The sequence below is a fragment of the Streptomyces sp. NPDC053560 genome (assembly GCF_044544605.1).
GTDB lineage: Bacteria > Actinomycetota > Actinomycetes > Streptomycetales > Streptomycetaceae > Streptomyces.
On the sequence record NZ_JBITXI010000018.1, the window covers coordinates 32,082 to 51,988 of the forward strand.

Below are 19,907 nucleotides of genomic sequence, written 5' to 3' on the forward strand. Positions count from 1 at the left end.
TACGCATCACGAATGGTCAGAGCACGACACGACCAGAACAGCGAAGGAACAGCGTGGCTTCCGGATCCGATCGCAACCCGATCATCATTGGCGGCCTTCCCAGCCAGGTCCCGGACTTCGATCCTGAAGAGACCCAGGAATGGCTCGACTCGCTCGACGCAGCCGTCGATGAGCGAGGCCGGGAACGTGCCCGCTACCTCATGCTCCGCCTCATCGAGCGGGCCCGCGAGAAGCGCGTGGCCGTGCCCGAGATGCGCAGCACGGACTACGTCAACACCATCGCCACCAAGGACGAGCCGTTCTTCCCCGGCAACGAGGAGATCGAGCGCAAGGTCCTGAACGCGACCCGGTGGAACGCGGCCGTCATGGTCTCGCGCGCCCAGCGCCCCGGTATCGGCGTCGGCGGCCACATCGCCACCTTCGCCTCCTCGGCCTCCCTGTACGACGTGGGCTTCAACCACTTCTTCCGGGGCAAGGACGACGGCCGCGGCGGCGACCAGATCTTCTTCCAGGGCCACGCCTCCCCCGGCGTCTACGCCCGCGCCTACCTCCTGGACCGGCTCTCCTCTGACCAGCTGGACGCCTTCCGCCAGGAGAAGTCCAAGGCCCCGAACGGCCTGTCCAGCTACCCGCACCCGCGGCTGATGCCGGACTTCTGGGAGTTCCCGACCGTCTCGATGGGCCTCGGCCCGCTCGGCGCGATCTACCAGGCCCGGATGAACCGCTACATGGAGGCGCGCGGCATCGCCGACACCTCCGACAGCCATGTGTGGGCATTCCTCGGCGACGGCGAGATGGACGAGCCGGAGTCGCTCGGCCAGCTGTCCATCGCCGCGCGCGAGGGCCTGGACAACCTCACCTTCGTCGTCAACTGCAACCTGCAGCGCCTGGACGGCCCGGTCCGCGGCAATGGCAAGATCATGCAGGAGCTGGAGTCGCAGTTCCGCGGCGCCGGCTGGAACGTGATCAAGCTGGTCTGGGACCGCTCCTGGGACCCGCTGCTGGCACAGGACCGCGACGGTGTGCTGGTCAACAAGCTGAACACCACGCCGGACGGCCAGTTCCAGACGTACGCCACCGAGACCGGCGCGTACATCCGCGACCACTTCTTCGGCAGCGACCACCGGCTGCGCGCCATGGTCGAGAACATGACCGACGACCAGATCCTGCACCTGGGCCGCGGCGGTCACGACCACAAGAAGATCTTCGCGGCGTACGCGGCGGCCAAGGCGCACAAGGGCCAGCCGACCGTGATCCTCGCGCAGACCGTCAAGGGCTGGACGCTCGGCCCGAACTTCGAGGGCCGCAACGCGACCCACCAGATGAAGAAGCTGACGGTCGACGACCTGAAGATGTTCCGCGACCGGCTGCGTCTGCCGATCCCGGACAAGGACCTGGAGAACGGCAACCCGCCGTACTACCACCCGGGCCGGGACTCCGAAGAGATCCAGTACATGCACGACCGCCGCAAGGAGTGCGGCGGCTACGTGCCCACCCGTGTCGTGCGCGCCAAGCCGCTGGAGCTGCCGGGCGACAAGGCCTACGCGACCGCCAAGAAGGGGTCAGGCCAGCAGAAGATCGCCACGACCATGGCGTTCGTCCGCGTCCTGAAGGACCTGATGCGGGACAAGGAGATCGGCAAGCGCTTCGTGCCGATCGCCCCGGACGAGTACCGCACCTTCGGCATGGACGCGTTCTTCCCGACCTCGAAGATCTACAACCCGCTGGGCCAGATCTACGAGTCGGTCGACCGCGAGCTGCTGCTGGCGTACAAGGAGTCGCCGACCGGCCAGATGCTGCACGACGGCATCACGGAGGCGGGCTGTACGGCTTCGCTGATCGCCGCGGGCTCGGCCTACGCCACACACGGCGAGCCGCTGATCCCGGTCTACGTCTTCTACTCGATGTTCGGTTTCCAGCGGACCGGCGACCAGTTCTGGCAGATGGCCGACCAGCTGGCACGCGGTTTCGTCCTGGGTGCGACCGCGGGCCGTACGACCCTGACCGGTGAGGGTCTGCAGCACGCCGACGGCCACTCCCAGCTGCTGGCCTCGACCAACCCGGCGTGCGTCGCGTACGACCCGGCGTTCGGCTTCGAGATCGCGCACATCGTCAAGGACGGCCTGCGCCGGATGTACGGCGAGACCGCCGACGGGCAGCCGGGCGAGGACGTCTTCTACTACCTCACCGTCTACAACGAGCCGATCCAGCACCCGGCCGAGCCGGAGGACGTGGACGTCGAGGGCATCCTCAAGGGCATCCACAAGGTCCGGCCGGCCACGGCGGGCTCCATTCCGGCGCAGATCATGGCGTCCGGCGTGGCCGTGCCGTGGGCGATCGAGGCGCAGAAGATCCTCGCCGAGGAGTGGAACGTCAAGGCGGACGTCTGGTCGGCGACCTCCTGGAACGAGCTGCGCCGCGAGGCCGTGGACGTGGAGGAGCACAACCTCCTGCACCCGGAGGAGGAGCAGCGCGTCCCGTACGTGACGCAGAAGCTCTCCGGCTCCGAGGGCCCGTTCGTGGCCGTCTCCGACTGGATGCGCGCGGTTCCCGACCAGATCGCCCGCTGGGTGCCGGGGACGTACCAGTCCCTCGGCGCGGACGGCTTCGGCTTCGCCGACACCCGTGGCGCGGCGCGCCGCTTCTTCCACATCGACGCGCAGTCGATCGTCCTCGGCGTGCTCACCGAGCTCGCCAAGGAGGGGAAGGTCGACCGCTCGGCGCTGAAGCAGGCCATCGACCGGTACCAGCTGCTGGACGTCACGGCGGCGGAGGCCGGCGAGGCGGGCGGCGACGCGTAACCGCTCCGCGGTGGTTCTTCCGTGGCGAGGGCCCGGGCAGCAGCACGCTGCCCGGGCCCTCGCCCTTTCCCGCGCCCCGTCCCGCGCCCGGCTCAGCGCTCCCAGATCTTGATCGCCCGCACCTCGTACGGCGAGTCCGGCACATAGGTGCCGCCGCCGGGATACGTGTCGTACTCGCCGGTCTCGGCGCACTCGGCGCTCTGGTACGTGGTGACGGGCCGCCCGGTGCGGTTCACGAAGGAGTGCGCGGCGCGGCCGGCGGGCAGCGGCACACAGCTCTCGATGTCGGTGTCGGAGAGCTCATGGGTCGTACGCGGGCCTTCGTAGCCGGCTTTCGTCCAGAGGCAGAGCTGCCCGGCGGCGCAGGCCTGAGTGGCTGCGCCGGCGGTGAAGGGCGTGCTGAGCAGCGCGGCCGCACCGAGGCCGGCGGCGAGGAGTGTCGTACGCATGGGGTCCCCCTGTCGTGATCGTGTGACGATCGGTCCGGGGCAACGCTGGCGGCACCGCAGGTGCGTGGCGAACGCATTCGGGCCCCGCCCACCCTGATAGGGGAAAACGGGACCCGAAGGTTGCCGCGCCCCGTAGGGGCGCGGGGAACTGCGCGACCAGCCACAGCGGCGCCGCGCGGGAGCACCACGCGAGCCCCCGCGGCACCGCAGGTCAGATGTGGCCGACCCCGCCTTCGACCTCGTTCTCGCCACGCTTGGTCGCGAACGCGACCACCGCCGCGACGACAGCGACGCCGCAGGCGACCGTGAAGGCCAGACCCATGCCGGAGATGAACGTGTCGTGGGCGACCGCGGTGATCTTCTCGGCGAAGGGGGCCGGAGTGCCCTTGGGCACCGGCGCCATGCCGACGGCGACCGCGTCGGCGGCCTTGTCCAGCTGGGCGGCCGGGATGGGCGGCAGGTGCGCCGCGTTCCAGTTGTCCGGCAGCTCGCTGCTGACCCGGGAGGCCATGACGGCACCCAGGACGGCCGTGCCGAGGCTGCCGCCGACCTGCATCGCGGCCTGCTGGAGGCCGCCGGCGACGCCGGAGAGCTCCATGGGCGCGTTGCCGACGATGACCTCGGTGGCGCCGACCATGACGGGCGCGAGCCCCAGGCCGAGGAGGGCGAACCAGAGGGACATGGCGCCGGTGCCGGTACCGGCGTCCAGGGTCGCCATGCCGAACATCGCGACGGCGGTGAAGACCATGCCGCCGACCAGCGGGACGCGCGGGCCGAACTTGGTGATCATGGCGCCCGCGACCGGCGAGGCGACGATCATCATGCCGGTGAGCGGCAGGAGGTGCAGGCCGCTGTCGACGGGGCTCATGCCGTGCACGTTCTGCAGGTAGAAGGTGACGAAGAACAGCCCGCCCATGAAGGCGAACGCCATCAGCACCATCAGGACCGTGCCGGCGGTGAGCGGCAGGGAGCGGAACATGCGCAGCGGTATCAGCGGCTCGCGGACCTTGGTCTCCAGTACGCCGAAGGCCGCGAACAGCACGATCGAGCCGATCAGGAAGGCCCAGGTCCTACCGTCGCCCCAGCCCCACTCGCCGGCCTTGATCAGCGCCCAGATCAGACAGAACATCGCGCCGGACAGCAGCACGATGCCCGGGACGTCGAAGGAGCGCGGGGCGTTCTTCGCCCGGTGGTCCTTCAGGATCGCCAGTCCCAGGACGAGGGCGAGGATGCCGACGGGAACGTTGATGAAGAAGACGGACTGCCAGTTGACGTGCTCGACGAGCAGGCCGCCGACGATCGGGCCGCCGGCGGTGGAGGCGCCGATGACCATGCCCCAGATGCCGATGGCCATGTTGAGCTTCTCGGCCGGGAACGTGGCGCGCAGCAGGCCGAGCGCCGCCGGCATCAGCAGGGCGCCGAAGAGGCCCTGCAGTACGCGGAAGACGATGACCAGCGAGACCTCGCCGGACAGGCCGATGGCGCCGGAGGCGAGGGCGAAGCCGACCACGCCGATGAGGAACGTCTGCCGGTGGCCGAACCGGTCACCGAGCTTGCCGGCCGTGATCAGCGCGACGGCCAGCGCGAGGAGGTACCCGTTGGTGATCCATTGGACGTCGGCGAGCGAGGCGCCGAGGTCCTTCTGGATGGCCGGGTTGGCGATGGCGACGATGGTGCCGTCGAGCGCCACCATCATCACGCCGATCGCCACGGAGAAGAGGGTCAGCCAGGGATGGCCACGCAGTCCCCTGCGCGGCTCCGGCTCGGTGATGTCCGGTATCGGGTCGGCGACCGGGGTCTGTGAGCTCATGCTCCGACAATAATGTCAGCGACTGACAGTTGACAAAGCGTTTCATGAGTCGGTAACTGTCAGTTAACTCACAGGTATCGTGAGCAGCACTGATACGACGAGGGAGGGCGGCGCATGGCGGCCGAGGTGACGCCGCGTGGCGGTGTGCGGTGCGGACTGCGCGAGCGGAAGAAGCGGCGTACGCACGACGCCCTGATCCGCGCGGCGCTGGAGCTCTGCACCGAGCAGGGGTACGACCGCACCACGATCGACGAGATCGCCGAGGCCGTCGACGTCTCCCAGCGGACCTTCTTCCGGTACTTCACCACCAAGGAGGACGTGGTCTTCGCCGTCCAGGAGATCGTCGAGGCGCGCTTCGTGGAGGCGCTGCAGGCCCGCCCGGCCGCCGAGACCCCGCTGGAGGCGCTGCGCAACGCCGTCCTGCTCGCCTGGGACGACCTCGGCCGGATGATCGAGTCGATCATCCCGGTCGAGCTGCACATGCGGACGTACCAGATGATCGAGTCGACCCCCGGCCTGGTCGCCGCGCACCTGCGGCGCAGCTCCGAGCTGGAAGAGTTGATCGCGGGCGTGATCGCCCGGCGCGAGGGCCTGGATCTGCACACGGACCCGCGGCCGCGGATCGTGGTCGCGGCCTTCAGTGGCGTGATGCGGCTGGCCGGGCGGCTGTGGGGCGAGGCCGGCGAGTGCAGCGTGGAGTCCATCCGCGCCATCACGGAGAATCATCTGGACGGCATCGTTCCGGCGGTCGCGGGCGAGTGGCGCAAAAAGACCCTCTGAGTCGACTGTTTGAGCGTTTCGCTGCACGTCAGAGCGGGACAAATGGGTGCGAAGTGTCCGTTGTGACCCTAATGACCCACAGTGAAACGTGAGTTGCCTCACCCAATCCACGAGCGCCGCGAGCCGTCTCCTAGGCTGGCCCGCGGTGACTTCTTTCTCCGAGCTCGGCGCTCCCCCCGGTTTTCTGCAGTCCTCCGCCTGGCGCATGGCACTCGCCCTGGTGGTGGTGTTCGTGATGCTTGCGGTGACCGGCTGGACGGGGATCAGAGGCACCAAGGGCGACACCGACCCGCTGGGCACCTCCCGCGCCGCGTGGGCGGGCGGCACCTTCCACGGCCACCGGCTGCCGTCCCCGGACGCCGGCGCGCACCGCATAGCGGCATTCTTCGCCAAGCTCCGCCAGGCCGACCGGCTGCGGCTCGCCGACCGCTATCCGCTCGCCGTCGGCAACATGGCGGGCGCCCCCGCCACGCTGCGTTACCACGCCAATCACCGCGCGCTGGACCGCGCCAGGGCGGTGGCCGAGCGCCGCTCGCACGACGGCCGGCTCACCCCGGAGGGCCGCCAGGACGCCGGCCGGCTGATGCACCGGCTGGAGTCCCTCATGCGGCCCGGGCGCCAGATCATCTCCTTCGATCCGGCCGCCGGCGGCCGCGCCGCCGAGGTCTTCGGCGACCTGACGCACGCCCGCCGCGTCTCGGTGGTGGTGCCCGGCGTCGACACCAATCTGGTGAACTTCGAGCGCACCAAGCGGGCCGACAGCGCCCCGGTGGGCATGGCCTCCGCGCTGTACGACGCGGAGCGCGCGGTGCGCCCCGACGCCCGTACGGCCGTGATCGCCTGGGCCGACTACACCGCGCCCGCCGGCATCGGCGTGGACGCGGCCGCCGGGCAGCTGGCGCAGGCGGGCGCCCAGCGCCTCACCTCGATGGTCGGCGCGCTGCCGGCCGCCGCCGACGTCTCGCTGTTCTGCCACAGCTACGGCTCCGTGGTGTGCGGCGTCGCCGCCCGCGAGCTGCCCTCCCGGGTCGGCGACATCGTGGTGGCCGGCAGCCCCGGCATGCGTGCCCGGGACGCCGCGGCGCTGCACACCGACGCGCGCGTCTGGGCGATGCGGGACGCCGACGACTGGATTCAGGACGTGCCGTACCTGGAGCTGGGCGGGCTGGGGCACGGCGCCGACCCGGTGGACCCGGCGTTCGGCTCCCGGGTGCTGTCCGCGGCCGGCGCCGACGGACACGCGGGGTACTTCGCCCGCGGAACGCAGAGTCTGGCCAATTTCGCCCTCGTCGGCGTCGGCGCGGTGGCGGGCGTGAGCTGCGCCTCCGACGACGGCGACTGCTCGGCCGATCTGGCGTGAGGGCCGGGCCGGACGCCCCGCGCGGCGGCCGGCCGGAGTGCGGGCGCCCGTGGGCGGGTATGGGATTGACGCGCGTAGCGCGTGCTGCACGGAAGGGGGACGGGCGGGCCGCCCGCCGCTTACGATGAACCGCATGGGTGATGTGCTGGCCGGTTTTCATGCCGTCTGGGAGTTCGACACGGACTCCGTACTCATCCGCTTCGAACGGGGGATCCGCAAGCCCAAGCTGTTCCAGGCGCTCGGTGAGCGCCGCATCCCCTACGAAGCGCTGAGGTCGGTGGAGGTCTCGCGGGGCAGGCGCGGGACGGTGGTGCTGCACGCCCGGCCGCGGCCGGGTGCCGATCCGCTGATGGACGCCGCCGACGGGCAGCTCAAGGACGATGCCGATCCCTACCGCCTGGTGCTCCCGGCCGACCGCGCCGACCGGGCCGGGTACTACCGCGACCAGCTCGACGGCCTGCTCGGCCGGGACGCGGACGGACCCGCCGACCGGTATCTCGTCGCGGCCCCCGAGGCGCCGCTGACCTTCAAGGCGTACGACGGCAAGGCGACCTTCGACGGCAGTTCGGTGGCGTTCCGCTGGTTCTGGACCGGCGCCTCGACCGCGAAGTGGAAGTCCGGCGACCAGAGCTTCGCCGTCGACGGGCTGGCCGGCGTGGTCTGGCGCTCCCCGGAGAACGGCTCCTCGGCGCCCACGGCGCCCGGCGCCTGGCACAGCGGCTATCTGCGGCTGCTGGCGCACGGCGACGAGGAGGAGGACGAACGCGGTGCCGACCAGGACCCCGCCTCGGTGATCTTCGGGCTCGGATACGGCCCGGTCCACGAGTCGCTGCCGTTCGCCGCGGCCGTCCTGCAGGCCGTACGCAGCACGGGCCCGGCCCCCGCGCCGGCCCCCGCGCGCCGCCCGCTGGAGCCGCACCGCGGCCCCGCCGACATCGCCGACCGGATACGGCAACTGGGCGAGCTGCACGACGCGGGGCTGCTGACGGACGACGAGTTCAGCACGAAGAAGGCGGAACTGCTGGCGGAGCTGTAGGCGGAGCTCCAGGCGGCGGGCGGCTGCGGGCGGCTGCGGGCACGGCGCCCGGATCGACGCCGGCGCCTGATACCGAGGTATGACCCGCGGCTGGAGACTCCGGTATGACGCCCCGCCGGGCCCCCGCCGCCTACGCTGAACGGGCGATGTCCACGTCACCCCCTTCCCCCTCCCCCGGCGCCTCCGGGCCCGCGCCCGCCGGCCCCCGCACCGCGCGTGCGGACCGGCGCGCGCGTGCGGAGCGCGCCGCACGGCAGGCGCTGCGCACCCTCGCCGTCGATCTCGGCACCCCGACCCGGCCCGGCGAACCCCTCCTCGGCACCGCGGCGCGCCCATGGCTGCGCTGGCTGCCGTACGCCGTCGCCTGCGTGTTCACCGCCGCGCTGCTGCCCGTCACGGTCGTCGTGCTGAGCAACAACTACGGCGTGAACGGGGGGATCTCCGGTGCGCTCGGCGTGGCCCAGACCGTGCCGCTGCTGCTCGCCGTCACCCGCCCGTTGCAGGCCTGGTGGGTGATCTTCGCTGCCGATGTGGCCGGCGCGCTGGTGCTGTCCGTGGCGTCGACGCTGCCCGGCCCGCCGTACCCCTGGCCGCCGCAGACGATCATCGGCTATCTCCTGCTGATGGCCGCGCTCGGACTCCGTGAACGGCGCCGCACGCTCGTCGCCGTCTGGCTGGCGACCGGCGCCGCGTGCCTCCTCTTCACGGCCCTCAGGCCGGCCCGCAGCGACGGCACCTGGCTGCTGATGTTCGTCCTGTCCGGCGCGGTGCTGCTGGTCGCCGGCGCACTGCGGGAACGCGGCGAAGCGCGCCGGGAGCTGGCGGCCCAGGCGACGATCAGCGAGGCGGAGCGGGCCCGGCGCACGCTGCTGGAGGAGCGCACCCGCATCGCCCGTGAGCTGCACGACGTCGTCGCGCACCACATGTCGGTGATCACCGTGCAGGCGGACAGCGCGCCGTACCGCCTCCAGGGTCTCCCCGCCGAGGCCGCCGAGGAGTTCGGGACCATCGCCGCGACCGCGCGCGAGTCGCTGGCCGAAATGCGCCGGCTGCTGGGCGTGTTGCGCAGCGAGGAGAGCGAACGGCAGGGCGGCCCCGAGAAGGCGCCGCAGCCGGGCCTGGACCAGCTGACGCGGCTGGTGGAGGGGACCGTGCGGGCCGGTGTACCGGTGGAGCTGACGCTGTCGCGGGCGCTCGGCGAACTCCCGCCCGCCGTCGACCTGTCGGCGTACCGGATCGTGCAGGAGGCGCTGGCCAACGTCGTACGGCACGCTCCCGGCGCGCCCACCCGGGTCTCGGTCACGCCGGACCGCACCGGCCTGACCGTACTGGTCGTCAACGGCCCGCCGCCGCGCCCCGCCGCGCCGTTGGAGACCACCGGGACCGGCCACGGCCTGGTCGGCATGCGCGAGCGCGTACGGCTGCTGGGCGGCACCCTCGACACCGGCCCGCTGGCGGACGGGGGTTACCGTGTCGCCGCGCGGCTCCCGCTCACGGAGCCCCTGACGGAAAAGGACCCCACGCCCGCATGACCACTCGCGTGATCATCGTCGACGACCAGGCCATGGTGCGGGCGGGCTTCGCCGCGCTGCTCGCCGCGCAGAGCGACATCGACGTCGTCGGCGACGCGGAGGACGGCCTGCGCGGCGTCGAACTGAGCCGCCGCACCCACCCCGACGTGGTGCTGATGGACGTACGGATGCCGGAGATGGACGGCCTGGAGGCGGCCCGGCAGCTGCTGTCCCCGCCCCCGGGCGTGGTGCACCGCCCGAAGGTGCTGATGCTCACCACCTTCGACGTCGACGACTACGTGTACGAAGCGCTGCGCGCCGGCGCGTCCGGCTTCCTGCTGAAGGACGCGCCGCCGGCCGACCTGATCTCCGCGGTACGGATCGTGGCGGCCGGCGAGGCGCTGCTCGCCCCGTCGGTCACCCGCCGGCTGATCGCCGACTTCGCACGGCAGCGCCCCGCGCCCCGCAAGGACCGTGCGGCGCTGCGCCTGAACGGGCTCACGCCGCGCGAGACCGAGGTGCTGGAGCTGATCGCGCGCGGCCTGTCCAACCAGGAGATCGCGGCGGATCTGGTGCTGGCCGAGCAGACGGTGAAGACGCACATCGGGCGGGTGCTGGCCAAGCTGGACCTGCGCGACCGCGCACAGGCAGTGATCTTCGCGTACGAGTCCGGGCTGGTCACTCCCGGTGACCGCTGACGGACCGAAAGGCAGTCTCGCGATGGACCGGTGAAGCACCTGCGTAGCCATTGAGCAGGGGTTGTTCCGGCCTCTGAGCAGCACTTGCGGCATCGCGTGCGTTCTTAGTAACAACGTTTCTCATGAAATTGTTCAGCCGCAGCTCCTCCCCCCGGCGCCCGGAGACATACTCTCCGGAATCGCCCGCCGCTCCGGCAGCGCACGCGCCCGACGGCCAGCTGGACCCCGCCCTCGCCCACCTCACCGGCGAGTGGATGATCGACCCCGCGCACAGCAGGATCGGCTTCTCCGTACGGCACGCCATGGTGACCACGGTGCGCGGCGCCTTCACGGAGTTCGAGAGCCGGCTGTACTTCGACGGTGTGGACCCCTCCCGTTCCAAGGCCCAGATCGCGCTGGCCACCGCCAGCGTCGACACCGGCGTGGAGCAGCGCGACGACCACCTGAAGGGCCGCGACTTCCTCGACGCCGCGAACTTCCCGCGCATGACCTTCAAGAGCACCGACGTGCGCATCGTGGGCAAGGACGTCTACCGGATGGACGGTGACCTCACCATTCGGGACGTGACGCGCCCGGTCGTGCTGGAGCTGACCTACATCGGGCAGGTCACCGATCCGTTCGGCTACCAGCGGGCCGGCTTCGACGGCACCACGACCATCAACCGTTCCGACTGGGGCCTGACGTACAGCGCCAAGCTGGCCGAGGGCGGCGCCATGGTGAGCGAGAAGGTCCGCCTCCAGTTCGACATCGCGGCCATCCGGACCGTGCCCACCGGCTGAAGAACCGTTTCATTGATGGCCCGGTGACCGGTCCGGGCCCCGGTGCCGCGCCGATCAGAGGTGGCTGACCACCATGGGGAGCTGCGAGGCGCGGCACCGCCCCATCTCCTCCGTACGGATCTCCTCCGTACGGAGGAGGACCCAATACCCCGGTATCACCTGCCACTTGGCCCCGCGGTGTGACGCCGCGCCCGGCACCCCCTTCCTACGTTTCCCTCCGCCACGCCACTGGGAGAGGGAGACCGACGATGCCGCTGCGCACTCCGCCGCGTACCGCCACCACCGCCACGCCGCGCAGCAGCACGCCGCGCACCGGCGTACGTGCCGGCGCCCGTAGGCGGCGCCGGGGGTGGGCAGCGCTCGCCGTGGCCGCCACGCTCGTCGCCGGTACCGGGGGCTGGGCGGCCGGCTCGGAGCAGACCGCCGTCACCGGGCCCGCACCGGGCGCCGCCGCCTGGCGCGCCGACCACACGCTCGGCCGGCCGCTGCCCGACCCGGCGACCGCCTCACCCGCCGCCGTGGCCCGCTTCTTCGCGGGGCTGACCGGCGCGGAGCGGAACCGGCTCGCCGACCGGCACCCGATGACCGTGGGCACCCTGGACGGCGCGCCCGTTGAACTGCGCTACCGCGCGAACGCCCGTGCCCTGCGCGCCGAACGCACCCGCCAGTACGCCCGCGCCGACGACCCGGCACGCACCGCCGAGGCCCGCGCGCAGGCCCGCGCCCTGGCCGGCCGGTACACCGAACTCCTCGCCCCCGGACGGCAGATCCTCTTCTTCGACCCGCGCGGCCGGGGGCAGGTCGCCGAGGTGTACGGGGACCTCGGCGCGGCCCGGCACACGGCGGTGGTCGTGCCCGGCTCGGACATCGACGCCGGCACCTTCGACCGCGAGCGCGACCGGTACGGCACGCCGACCGGCATGGCCGCCTCGCTGCGCGCCCGGCTGGCCGCCGAGGCGCCGGCCGTGCACACCGCGGTGATCGCCTGGGCCGGTTACACCACCCCGGTCGGCCTCGGTCCGGACGCGGCGACCGGGCGGCTCGCCGAGGCCGGCGCCCCACGGCTCGCCCGGCTGCTGACGGGACTGACCGCGACCGGCGCCCCCGCGCCCGCACTGCTCTGCCACAGCTACGGCTCGGTCGTCTGCGGGCTGGCCGCGCCCCGGGCCGGGCGGGCCGCGGTCGGTGACGTGATCCTCTTCGGCTCGCCCGGCACCCGTACGGAACGCGCCGCCGACCTGCACGCCGGCGGCCGGGTGTGGGCCGCCCGGGACGCCTCGGACTGGATCGGGCGCATCCCCAACGTCGAAGTCCTGGGTCTCGGGCACGGCACCGACCCCACCGATCCCGCGTTCGGCGCGCGCCGCGTCGCCGCGGACCGCGCCGAGGGCCACACCGGCTATCTCGTCCCCGGCACCGACTCCCTGGCCGGCTTCGCCGACATCGTGCTCGGCCGCTACACGGACGTGCGCTGAGCGCCCGCCGGGCCGTCACCACGGGCGTGCGCCGAGCACGCCGAAGCATCGCGCGCGGGGCGCGCGCCTCTCCTCCAAGGACCCGACATGACCCTCGCGTTCCTGCACCCCGGCGGCACCGGCGGCACCGACCGCCCCGCACCTCCGCGCGGCACACCGCACCTCACGCCGCCGTCCCCTCCCGGCACGCCGCGCAGGCTCCTCCGCAGGGCGGGCCGCGCGGTCCGCGCCCTCGACGACCGCACCCCGGCCCACCGCGACCGCGCGATCGACGGCCTGCGCGCACTCGCCCTGCTCGCCGTGCCCACCGGCCACTGGCTGGTGGGCGGCTTCACCCTGGACGCCGACGGCGCACTCCACAACGCCAGCCCGCTCTCCATACTCGGCTTCTTCGCGCCGGCCAGCTGGGTACTCCAACTGCTGGGCATCTTCTTCCTGGTGGGCGGCTACTCCTCCGTCCTCTCCCACCGGCGCGCGACCGAGCGCGGGCAGTCCACCGCACGCTGGCTGAGCGGCCGACTGGCCCGCCTGGGCCGCCCGGTACTCGCCGTAACAGCCATCTGGGCGCTTCTCATCGCGGTGCTGACCGCGGCGGGCGTACCCGAGGCAACACTGCGCACGGGCGCGACACTGGTCGTACAACCCCTGTGGTTCGTCGGCGTCTACGCGGGAGTCACCGCCCTCACCCCGTACTGCGTACGCGCCGCGCGCCGCCTCGGACCATGGGCGGCGGCACCACTCTTCGCGTCCGTAGCGGCGGTCGACTTCCTCCGCTACGGCCCGTACGCGGCGGCCGTACCGTCCTGGCTCGCGCTCCTCAACCTGCTCCCCGGCTGGCTCTTCGCGTACCAGCTCGGCGTGTGCTGGGGCGAACGCCGGCTCGGCCACCGCACGGCATGGACGCTGCTGGCCTCGGGCACCGCCCTGTTCGCCATCCTCCTGCTGGTCTTCCACTACCCCGCCAGCATGGTCGGCGTCCCCGGCGCGGACCGGACCAACTCGCACCCGCCGTCGCTGCTGGTCCTGGCGCTGGCGGCGGCCCAGTGCGGCGCCGCTGTCCTGCTCCGGGACCGCATCGCCGCCCTGCTGCGCCGCCCGGCCCTCTGGGCGCCGGTAGTAGTGATCAACCTCTGCGCGATGACGATCTTCTGCTGGCACCAGACCGCGATGCTCATGGCGGCCGTCCCGTCCGCGTACGCCGGCCCGCTCCCCGGCCTGACCACGCCGCCCGACTCCCTGGCCTGGCTGCTGACCCGCCTGGCCTGGCTCCCCCTCTTCGCCCTGCTCCTGGTGGGCATCGGCGCTCTCACCCGCCGCTTCGAAACCCCCTGGGGCGCGGGCCGCGCCCTCCGCGCCACCGCCGCGACCCTCGCCGCCGGCTTCGCCCTCTTCGCCCTGGGTATGGGCTGAGTGGGGCCCTCCCCCTCAGCACCGTAGGCCCCCACCCCGCACCTCAAACCTCGGCCCGGCCCCCTGTTTTTCCACCCCCCACCGACGGGAGGGGGCGGGTGAAAAGACAGGTGGGTGGGGGCTTGAGCTCGCTGCTCGGGTGGCTCGCCGGCCGGGGGCTACTCGCGGCCCGCCGACGTGAACGCCATATCGGCGTAGCGATCCCCGGCCACCCGGCCCGCAATCGGCTCCAGCCGCGACAGTTCGTCGGAAGAAAGCCGGAGGCCAACCGCCGACGCGTTCTCCGTCACGCGCTCCGCGCGACGCGTGCCGGGGATGGGGACGACGGCCAGCCCGTGGACCTCGGCCCGCTGCTGCACCCACGCCAGCGCCACCTGCCCCGGCGTCGCGCCGCGGGCCTCCGCGATCTCCCGTACGGGCGCGAGGAGACCCGCGTTGGCGGCCGCGTTGTCACCGGTGAAGCGCGGCTGCGTACGGCGGAAGTCGTCCTCGGTCAGCTCCTTGTCGGCGCTGACGAACGAGCCGGTCAGGAAGCCGCGGCCGAGCGGCGAGTACGGCACGAAGCCGACGCCCAGCTCCGCCGCCGCCGGTACCACGCTGCGCTCCACGTCGCGGCTGAACAGCGACCACTCCGACTGGACGGCGGCGATCCGGTGCACGCCGTGCGCGGCCCGCAGTTCCTCGCCCGTGACCTCGCTCAGGCCGAGGTGCTTGACCTTGCCCTCGGTGACCAGCTCGGCCATCGCGCCGACCGTCTCCTCGATGGGGACGTTCACGTCGCGGCGGTGCATGTAGTACAGGTCGATGGTGTCGACGCCGAGGCGCGTGAGGCTGCCCTCGATCGACTGGCGGATGTACGCCCGGTCGTTGCGTACGCCGCGGCTGTACGGGTCGGACGGGTCCCTGACGATCGCGAACTTGGTCGCCAGGACGACCTCGTCGCGGTGCGCCTGGATGAACGGCGCGATGAGCTTCTCGTTCTCGCCGCCGCCGTAGACGTCGGCGGTGTCGTACAGCGTGACGCCCAGGTCGAGCGCGTGTTCCAGCGTCGCGCGGGCCTGCCCGGCGTCGGCGCCGGGGCCGTACGCCCAGCTCATGCCCATGCAGCCGAGACCCTGGACGCCGACGCGCGGTCCGCCCGCGCCCAGCTCGACGGATGCGATCTTCTCTGTCATTGTTCCCGCTCCCTCGTCGCCGGGCTCGTGCACAGGCGGTCAGCCACGTTCGTGCTCCCGTTCCGCCGCCCGGCGTGCGTCGGCGTACAGGTCGATCTTGTAGTCGAGTACTTCCAGCGTGCTGCGCAGTTCGTCGATCCGGTGCCGGACGTCCTCGCGGTGGGCGGTCAGCAGTTCCTCCCGCTCGGGGAAGGTCTGCGGCCCCTCGCGGACCAGTTCGGCGTACCGGACCATGTCGGCGACCGGCATCCCGGTCAGCCGCAGTTTGCCGACCAGGTCCAGCCAGTCCAGGTCGCGGTTGGTGAAGCGGCGCTGGCCGGTGTGCGTCCGGTCGACGTGCGGCATCAGTCCGATGCGTTCGTACCAGCGCAGCGTGTGGGCGCTGAGGCCGGTGAAGTCGACGACCTCACTGATCGTGTACCGGTCCTGGCCGTCCGGCCGTCGCGGGCCCACCCGCACGCCGGCGCAGTTGCGCGGCCTCGCCCGGGACGTGACCGGAGCACTCTCCATCACCGACATGCCGTTTCTCCCGTTCGCCGTTTCCCTCACGACGTCCTCAACGCTAGAGAGCTGGAGTGCACTCCAAGCAAGCGCAGACTTGGCGCAATCTTTGGCCGGGCCGGACCGGGCGTGACCGGCCGGCGGGCGCCGGGGGCACGCGGCGGGGGCCCGCGGGGCGTCCCTTAGGCTCGGGGCCATGGAGAGCCTGCGGATGATCGAGAACTGGCCGGTGCCCACTGCTGCGGCGGCCGTCGTACGAGCCGACGGCACGGTGGCCGGCACGCACGGGCCGCAGGAGCACCGTTTCGCGCTGGCCTCCGTGACCAAGCCGCTGGCCGCGTACGCCGTGCTGCTCGCGGTGGAGGAGGGCGCGGTCGAGCTGGACGAGCCGGCCGGTCCGGAGGGGGCGACGGTCCGGCACCTGCTGGCGCACACGTCGGGCCTGGCGTTCGACGAGGACCGGATCATGGCGCAGCCGGGGGCCCGCCGGATCTACTCCAACGCCGGTTTCGAGGCGCTCGGCGAGCACCTGACGAAGGTCACCGACATCCCTTTCCCGCAGTACCTGAAGGAGGCCGTGCTCGATCCGCTGGGCATGGCGGCGACCGAGCTGCCTGCGGGTGGGTCGCCGGCCAAGGACGGCGTGTCGACCGCCGCCGACCTGGCCCGCTTTGGGGCCGAGCTGCTGGCGCCGCGGCTGGTCGCGCCCGAGACGCTGGCGGAGGCGACGTCGGTGGTCTTTCCGGGGCTGTCGGGTGTGCTGCCGGGGTACGGCAACCAGAAGCCGAACGACTGGGGGCTGGGTTTCGAGATCCGGGACGGCAAGGCGCCGCACTGGACGGGTGCGGGGTCCTCGCCGCGTACGTTCGGGCACTTCGGGCAGGCCGGCACGTTCCTGTGGGTCGACCCGGACGCGGGCGCCGCCTGTGCCGCGCTCGCGGACCGGGCCTTCGGTCCCTGGGCCATCGAGGCGTGGCCGCCCTTCACGGACGCGGTGCTCGCGGACCTGCGCGCCGCCTGAGCCCGGCCCCGCCCCGGCGCTCAGCCGTACGTGGGCTCCGCCGGCATCTCCCACATCAGGACCTCGGCCGCCGATTCGGCGGTCAGCTCCAGTTCCCTGGCTTCGGTGACGCGTGCCGCGTCGCCCGCCTCCAGCAGCTTCTGGCCGCCCTCGGTGAGCGCGTCGCCCAGGCGTACGGCACCTCGTACGACGTGCAGGTAGACCCGGGCGCCGTCCGGTACGGCCGTGCGGTCGCCCGCCGCGAGCCGCCGTACGTGCAGCATCGAGTCGGCGCGCGGCACGGCGTACGGGGTGCCGTCGGCGATCCCGCGCACCACGTCGTAGTCCGGTTCGCCGCCGGGCTCCGCGGGTGCCAGCCACATCTGGACAAAGCACAGCGGTCCGGGGCCGTCGTTGCGCTCCACGTGGCGTACGCCGCGGGCCGAGCTGAGGCGCTGGACGTCGCCGGGCCGTACGAGGGTCTCGTGTCCTGTGCTGTCGCGGTGGGTGAGTTCGCCCTCGACGACCCAGGTGACGATCTCGGTGTGGCTGTGCGGGTGTTCGTCGAAACCGGCGCCGGGCGCCAGCCGCTCCTCGTTGCACGCGATCAGCGCGCCGAACCTGATGTTGTCCGGGTCGTAGTGGTGGCCGAAGGAGAAGGCGTGGCGGGTCTCGATGCCGGCCTGCGGGTCCCCGCCGGGGTAGCGCTCCTGGGCTCTGCGCACCTCGATCACCGCGAATTCGCCTCCCATTCCGCTTCGGTCCGGCCCGCGCGACCCCCGGCCGGGGGTCCGGGGGTGGCCCCCGGGGCAACACAGCATTTGGCCACCGTAGCCCCACCGCGCCATCACCCCGCCCCGATAAGGCAGGCTTGTGCCCGTGTCTGAACCCGCATCGCACGACGCCCACCCGCACTCCGCGACCCTCCGCCGGCTGGAGAAGTCCTCCGGCAAGCTCGCGGCCCATGCCATCGCCCGGATGGACGAGACACTGCCGTGGTACCGGGCGATGCCTCCGGAGAACCGGTCCTGGATCGGTCTGGTGGCCCAGGCGGGCATCGCGGCCTTCACGGAGTGGTTCCGGCATCCGGAGACCCCGCAGGCGATCTCCACGGATGTCTTCGGTACCGCGCCGCGCGAGCTGACCAGGGCGATCACGCTGCGGCAGACCGTGGAGATGGTGCGCACCACGATCGAGGTCATGGAGACGGCGATCGACGATGTCGCCGCTCCGGGTGACGAGTCGGTGCTGCGCGAGGCGCTGCTGGTGTATGCGCGGGAGATCGCCTTCGCGACGGCGCAGGTCTACGCGCAGGCGGCGGAGGCGCGCGGCGCGTGGGACGCGCGGCTGGAGTCGCTGGTGGTCAACGCCGTGCTGTCCGGTGAGGCGGACGAGGGCGCGGTGTCCCGGGCCGCGGCGCTGGGCTGGAACTCCCCCGAGCATGTGGCGGTGGTCCTCGGTACGGCCCCGGACGGGGACAGCGAGCTGACGGTGGAGGCGATCCGGCGGGCCGCGCGGCACGCGAAGCTCCAGGTGCTGACGGGGGTGCTCGGGACGCGCCTGGTGGTGATCGCGGGCGGTTCGGACGAGCCGCTGAAGGCGGCGAAGGCGCTGATCGGGCCGTTCGCCGCGGGTCCGGTGGTGGCGGGCCCGGTGGTCTCGGACCTGCTGGCGGCGACGCGGTCGGCGCAGGCCGCTGCGGCGGGCCTGAAGGCGTGTGCGGCGTGGCCGGACGCGCCGCGCCCGGTGCTGGCCGACGATCTGCTGCCGGAGCGCGCGATGGCCGGTGACCCGGCCGCCCGTGACCAGCTGGTGGAGGAGATCTACAGACCGCTGGAGGAGGCGGGCAGTGCCCTCCTGGAGACGCTGAGCGTCTACCTGGAGCAGGCGAGCAGCCTGGAAGGGGCGGCGCGGATGCTCTTCGTGCACCCCAACACCGTGCGCTACCGGCTGCGACGTGTGACGGACGTCACCGGATGGTCGCCGTCCGACGTCCGCTCGGCGTTCACCCTGCGTATCGCCCTCATCCTGGGGCGCCTGGCAGACGGTGAGGCGCAGCCCTAAGCTTTTGTCGGACACCAACAATTACCCAGATGGTTCTTCGTCCCTGTCCCCACGGGCGGGCGGGACCTCCCACAAGAGAGAGTGTGAGGGTGCTCGTACTCGTCGCTCCCGGCCAAGGCGCTCAGACGCCCGGCTTCCTGACTCCCTGGCTCGACCTTCCCGGTGTCGAGGACCGGCTCCGTGCCTGGTCCGACGCCATCGGCCTGGACCTGGTCCGCTACGGCACGAAGGCGGACGCGGAAGAGATCCGCGACACCGCCGTCGCCCAGCCGCTGCTGGTCGCGTCCGCGCTGATCTCCTCGCGGCAGCTCTTCGCGACGCCGGAGGACTTCGCGGCCCGCGTCGGCGCCGCCGCCGGCCACAGCGTCGGTGAGCTGGCCGCCGCCGCGCTGACCGGCGTGCTGCCGGACGAGGCCGCGATGGCTCTCGTGCGCAAGCGCGGCCTGGCCATGGCCGAGGCCGCCGCCGTCACCGAGACCGGCATGTCCGCCCTGCTGGGCGGCGAGCCGGACGTCGTGCTGCCGCACCTGGAGAAGCTGGGCCTGACCCCCGCGAACGTGAACGGCGCGGGCCAGATCGTGGCCGCCGGCACCGCCGCGCAGCTGGCCGCGCTGGCCGAGGACAAGCCGGAGGGCACCCGGCGGGTCGTCCCGCTGAAGGTGGCCGGCGCGTTCCACACGGTCCACATGGCCCCGGCCGTCTCGGTGCTGGAGACGGCGGTGGCGGAGCTGTCCGCCGCCGCCCCGCACACCCGGTACGTCTCGAACAAGGACGGCGCGGCCGTCGCCTCCGGCCAGGAGGTCGTGGACCGCCTGGTGGGCCAGGTGGCCAACCCGGTGCGCTGGGACCTGTGCATGGAGACCTTCAAGGAGCTGGGCGTCACCGCGATGATCGAGGCGGCCCCCGGCGGGACCCTCGTCGGCCTGGCCAAGCGCGCGCTGCCGGGCGTGAAGACCCTCGCGCTGAAGACGCCGGAGGACCTCGACGCGGCCCGCGAGCTGATCGCCGAGCACGCTTCTCCCGCTGCCGAGAACTCGGCCGGATAAGGAGACCAAGAG

General features: G+C 72.5%; 17 protein-coding genes. 12 read left to right on the forward strand and 5 right to left on the reverse strand.

Annotated elements, in window-relative coordinates:
- The first annotated feature begins 53 nt into the window (after positions 1-53).
- Complete coding sequence (gene aceE / locus ACIGQF_RS33925; RefSeq protein WP_399718485.1) at positions 54-2,801, forward strand: pyruvate dehydrogenase (acetyl-transferring), homodimeric type; 2,748 nt, start codon at positions 54-56, stop codon at positions 2,799-2,801.
- Between the two features lie 92 nt (positions 2,802-2,893).
- Here the strand turns inward: aceE and ACIGQF_RS33930 are convergent, their stop codons facing one another.
- Positions 2,894-3,250: a peptidase inhibitor family I36 protein gene (locus ACIGQF_RS33930; RefSeq protein WP_399718487.1), complete on the reverse strand. Its 357-nt coding sequence runs from the start codon at positions 3,248-3,250 to the stop codon at positions 2,894-2,896.
- Between the two features lie 211 nt (positions 3,251-3,461).
- Positions 3,462-5,060, reverse strand: coding sequence for an MFS transporter (locus ACIGQF_RS33935; RefSeq protein WP_399718490.1), 1,599 nt, complete (start codon positions 5,058-5,060; stop codon positions 3,462-3,464).
- Positions 5,061-5,174: 114 nt separating this feature from the next.
- Here ACIGQF_RS33935 and ACIGQF_RS33940 point away from each other — a divergent pair, with 114 nt between their 5' ends.
- From ACIGQF_RS33940 to ACIGQF_RS33975, 8 genes are all read left to right on the forward strand, one after another.
- Complete coding sequence (locus ACIGQF_RS33940) at positions 5,175-5,840, forward strand: TetR/AcrR family transcriptional regulator (protein WP_399718493.1); 666 nt, start codon at positions 5,175-5,177, stop codon at positions 5,838-5,840.
- Between the two features lie 145 nt (positions 5,841-5,985).
- Positions 5,986-7,200, forward strand: coding sequence for an alpha/beta hydrolase (locus tag ACIGQF_RS33945; RefSeq protein ID WP_399718496.1), 1,215 nt, complete (start codon positions 5,986-5,988; stop codon positions 7,198-7,200).
- A gap of 133 nt (positions 7,201-7,333) precedes the next feature.
- Positions 7,334-8,236: a DUF4429 domain-containing protein gene (locus tag ACIGQF_RS33950; RefSeq protein ID WP_399718499.1), complete on the forward strand. Its 903-nt coding sequence runs from the start codon at positions 7,334-7,336 to the stop codon at positions 8,234-8,236.
- 146 nt (positions 8,237-8,382) lie between these two features.
- On the forward strand, positions 8,383-9,768 hold the full coding sequence (locus tag ACIGQF_RS33955) for a sensor histidine kinase (protein ID WP_399718502.1): 1,386 nt from the start codon (positions 8,383-8,385) through the stop codon (positions 9,766-9,768).
- A complete protein-coding gene (locus ACIGQF_RS33960; RefSeq protein ID WP_399718505.1) occupies positions 9,765-10,445 on the forward strand; it encodes a response regulator in 681 nt (226 codons plus the stop codon). The genes ACIGQF_RS33955 and ACIGQF_RS33960 overlap by 4 nt, the downstream gene beginning before the upstream one ends.
- 122 nt (positions 10,446-10,567) lie before the next feature.
- Positions 10,568-11,224, forward strand: coding sequence for a YceI family protein (locus tag ACIGQF_RS33965; protein ID WP_399718507.1), 657 nt, complete (start codon positions 10,568-10,570; stop codon positions 11,222-11,224).
- A 248-nt stretch (positions 11,225-11,472) separates the two neighbouring features.
- Positions 11,473-12,699 carry an alpha/beta hydrolase gene (locus ACIGQF_RS33970; protein WP_399718510.1) on the forward strand — a complete coding sequence of 409 codons (1,227 nt, stop codon included), beginning with the start codon at positions 11,473-11,475 and terminating at the stop codon, positions 12,697-12,699.
- A gap of 87 nt (positions 12,700-12,786) precedes the next feature.
- Complete coding sequence (locus ACIGQF_RS33975; RefSeq protein WP_399718512.1) at positions 12,787-14,109, forward strand: acyltransferase; 1,323 nt, start codon at positions 12,787-12,789, stop codon at positions 14,107-14,109.
- A 158-nt stretch (positions 14,110-14,267) separates the two neighbouring features.
- Here ACIGQF_RS33975 and ACIGQF_RS33980 read toward each other — a convergent pair whose 3' ends face one another.
- Both ACIGQF_RS33980 and ACIGQF_RS33985 read right to left on the reverse strand, forming a co-directional pair.
- The gene (locus ACIGQF_RS33980) at positions 14,268-15,284 is read right to left on the reverse strand and encodes an aldo/keto reductase (protein WP_399718514.1); all 1,017 of its coding nucleotides are present in this window, start codon (positions 15,282-15,284) and stop codon (positions 14,268-14,270) included.
- Between the two features lie 39 nt (positions 15,285-15,323).
- Entirely contained in the window at positions 15,324-15,803 is a 480-nt protein-coding gene (locus tag ACIGQF_RS33985) for a MerR family transcriptional regulator (RefSeq protein ID WP_361556905.1), read from the reverse strand.
- A 178-nt stretch (positions 15,804-15,981) separates the two neighbouring features.
- On the opposite strand from ACIGQF_RS33985, the gene ACIGQF_RS33990 reads away from it, so the two are divergent.
- Positions 15,982-16,806: a serine hydrolase domain-containing protein gene (locus ACIGQF_RS33990; RefSeq protein ID WP_399718518.1), complete on the forward strand. Its 825-nt coding sequence runs from the start codon at positions 15,982-15,984 to the stop codon at positions 16,804-16,806.
- 20 nt (positions 16,807-16,826) lie between these two features.
- Here the strand turns inward: ACIGQF_RS33990 and ACIGQF_RS33995 are convergent, their stop codons facing one another.
- Entirely contained in the window at positions 16,827-17,537 is a 711-nt protein-coding gene (locus tag ACIGQF_RS33995) for a pirin family protein (RefSeq protein WP_399718521.1), read from the reverse strand.
- 127 nt (positions 17,538-17,664) lie between these two features.
- Here ACIGQF_RS33995 and ACIGQF_RS34000 point away from each other — a divergent pair, with 127 nt between their 5' ends.
- On the forward strand, positions 17,665-18,849 hold the full coding sequence (locus ACIGQF_RS34000; protein ID WP_030249149.1) for a CdaR family transcriptional regulator: 1,185 nt from the start codon (positions 17,665-17,667) through the stop codon (positions 18,847-18,849).
- A gap of 89 nt (positions 18,850-18,938) precedes the next feature.
- Complete coding sequence (locus tag ACIGQF_RS34005) at positions 18,939-19,895, forward strand: ACP S-malonyltransferase (protein WP_399718524.1); 957 nt, start codon at positions 18,939-18,941, stop codon at positions 19,893-19,895.
- The last annotated feature ends 12 nt before the right edge of the window (positions 19,896-19,907 follow it).

Coding starts and splice junctions, on each gene's coding strand:
- ACIGQF_RS33965 (WP_399718507.1), top strand. CDS start 10,568: ATGAAATTGTTCAGCCGCAGCTCCTCCCCCCGGCGCCCGGAGACATAC.
- ACIGQF_RS33930 (WP_399718487.1), bottom strand. CDS start 3,250: ATGCGTACGACACTCCTCGCCGCCGGCCTCGGTGCGGCCGCGCTGCTC.
- ACIGQF_RS33960 (WP_399718505.1), top strand. CDS start 9,765: ATGACCACTCGCGTGATCATCGTCGACGACCAGGCCATGGTGCGGGCG.
- ACIGQF_RS33950 (WP_399718499.1), top strand. CDS start 7,334: ATGGGTGATGTGCTGGCCGGTTTTCATGCCGTCTGGGAGTTCGACACG.
- ACIGQF_RS33985 (WP_361556905.1), bottom strand. CDS start 15,803: ATGTCGGTGATGGAGAGTGCTCCGGTCACGTCCCGGGCGAGGCCGCGC.
- ACIGQF_RS33970 (WP_399718510.1), top strand. CDS start 11,473: ATGCCGCTGCGCACTCCGCCGCGTACCGCCACCACCGCCACGCCGCGC.
- ACIGQF_RS33975 (WP_399718512.1), top strand. CDS start 12,787: ATGACCCTCGCGTTCCTGCACCCCGGCGGCACCGGCGGCACCGACCGC.
- ACIGQF_RS33980 (WP_399718514.1), bottom strand. CDS start 15,284: ATGACAGAGAAGATCGCATCCGTCGAGCTGGGCGCGGGCGGACCGCGC.
- ACIGQF_RS33990 (WP_399718518.1), top strand. CDS start 15,982: ATGGAGAGCCTGCGGATGATCGAGAACTGGCCGGTGCCCACTGCTGCG.
- ACIGQF_RS33955 (WP_399718502.1), top strand. CDS start 8,383: ATGTCCACGTCACCCCCTTCCCCCTCCCCCGGCGCCTCCGGGCCCGCG.
- ACIGQF_RS33940 (WP_399718493.1), top strand. CDS start 5,175: ATGGCGGCCGAGGTGACGCCGCGTGGCGGTGTGCGGTGCGGACTGCGC.
- ACIGQF_RS33935 (WP_399718490.1), bottom strand. CDS start 5,060: ATGAGCTCACAGACCCCGGTCGCCGACCCGATACCGGACATCACCGAG.
- ACIGQF_RS33995 (WP_399718521.1), bottom strand. CDS start 17,537: ATGGGAGGCGAATTCGCGGTGATCGAGGTGCGCAGAGCCCAGGAGCGC.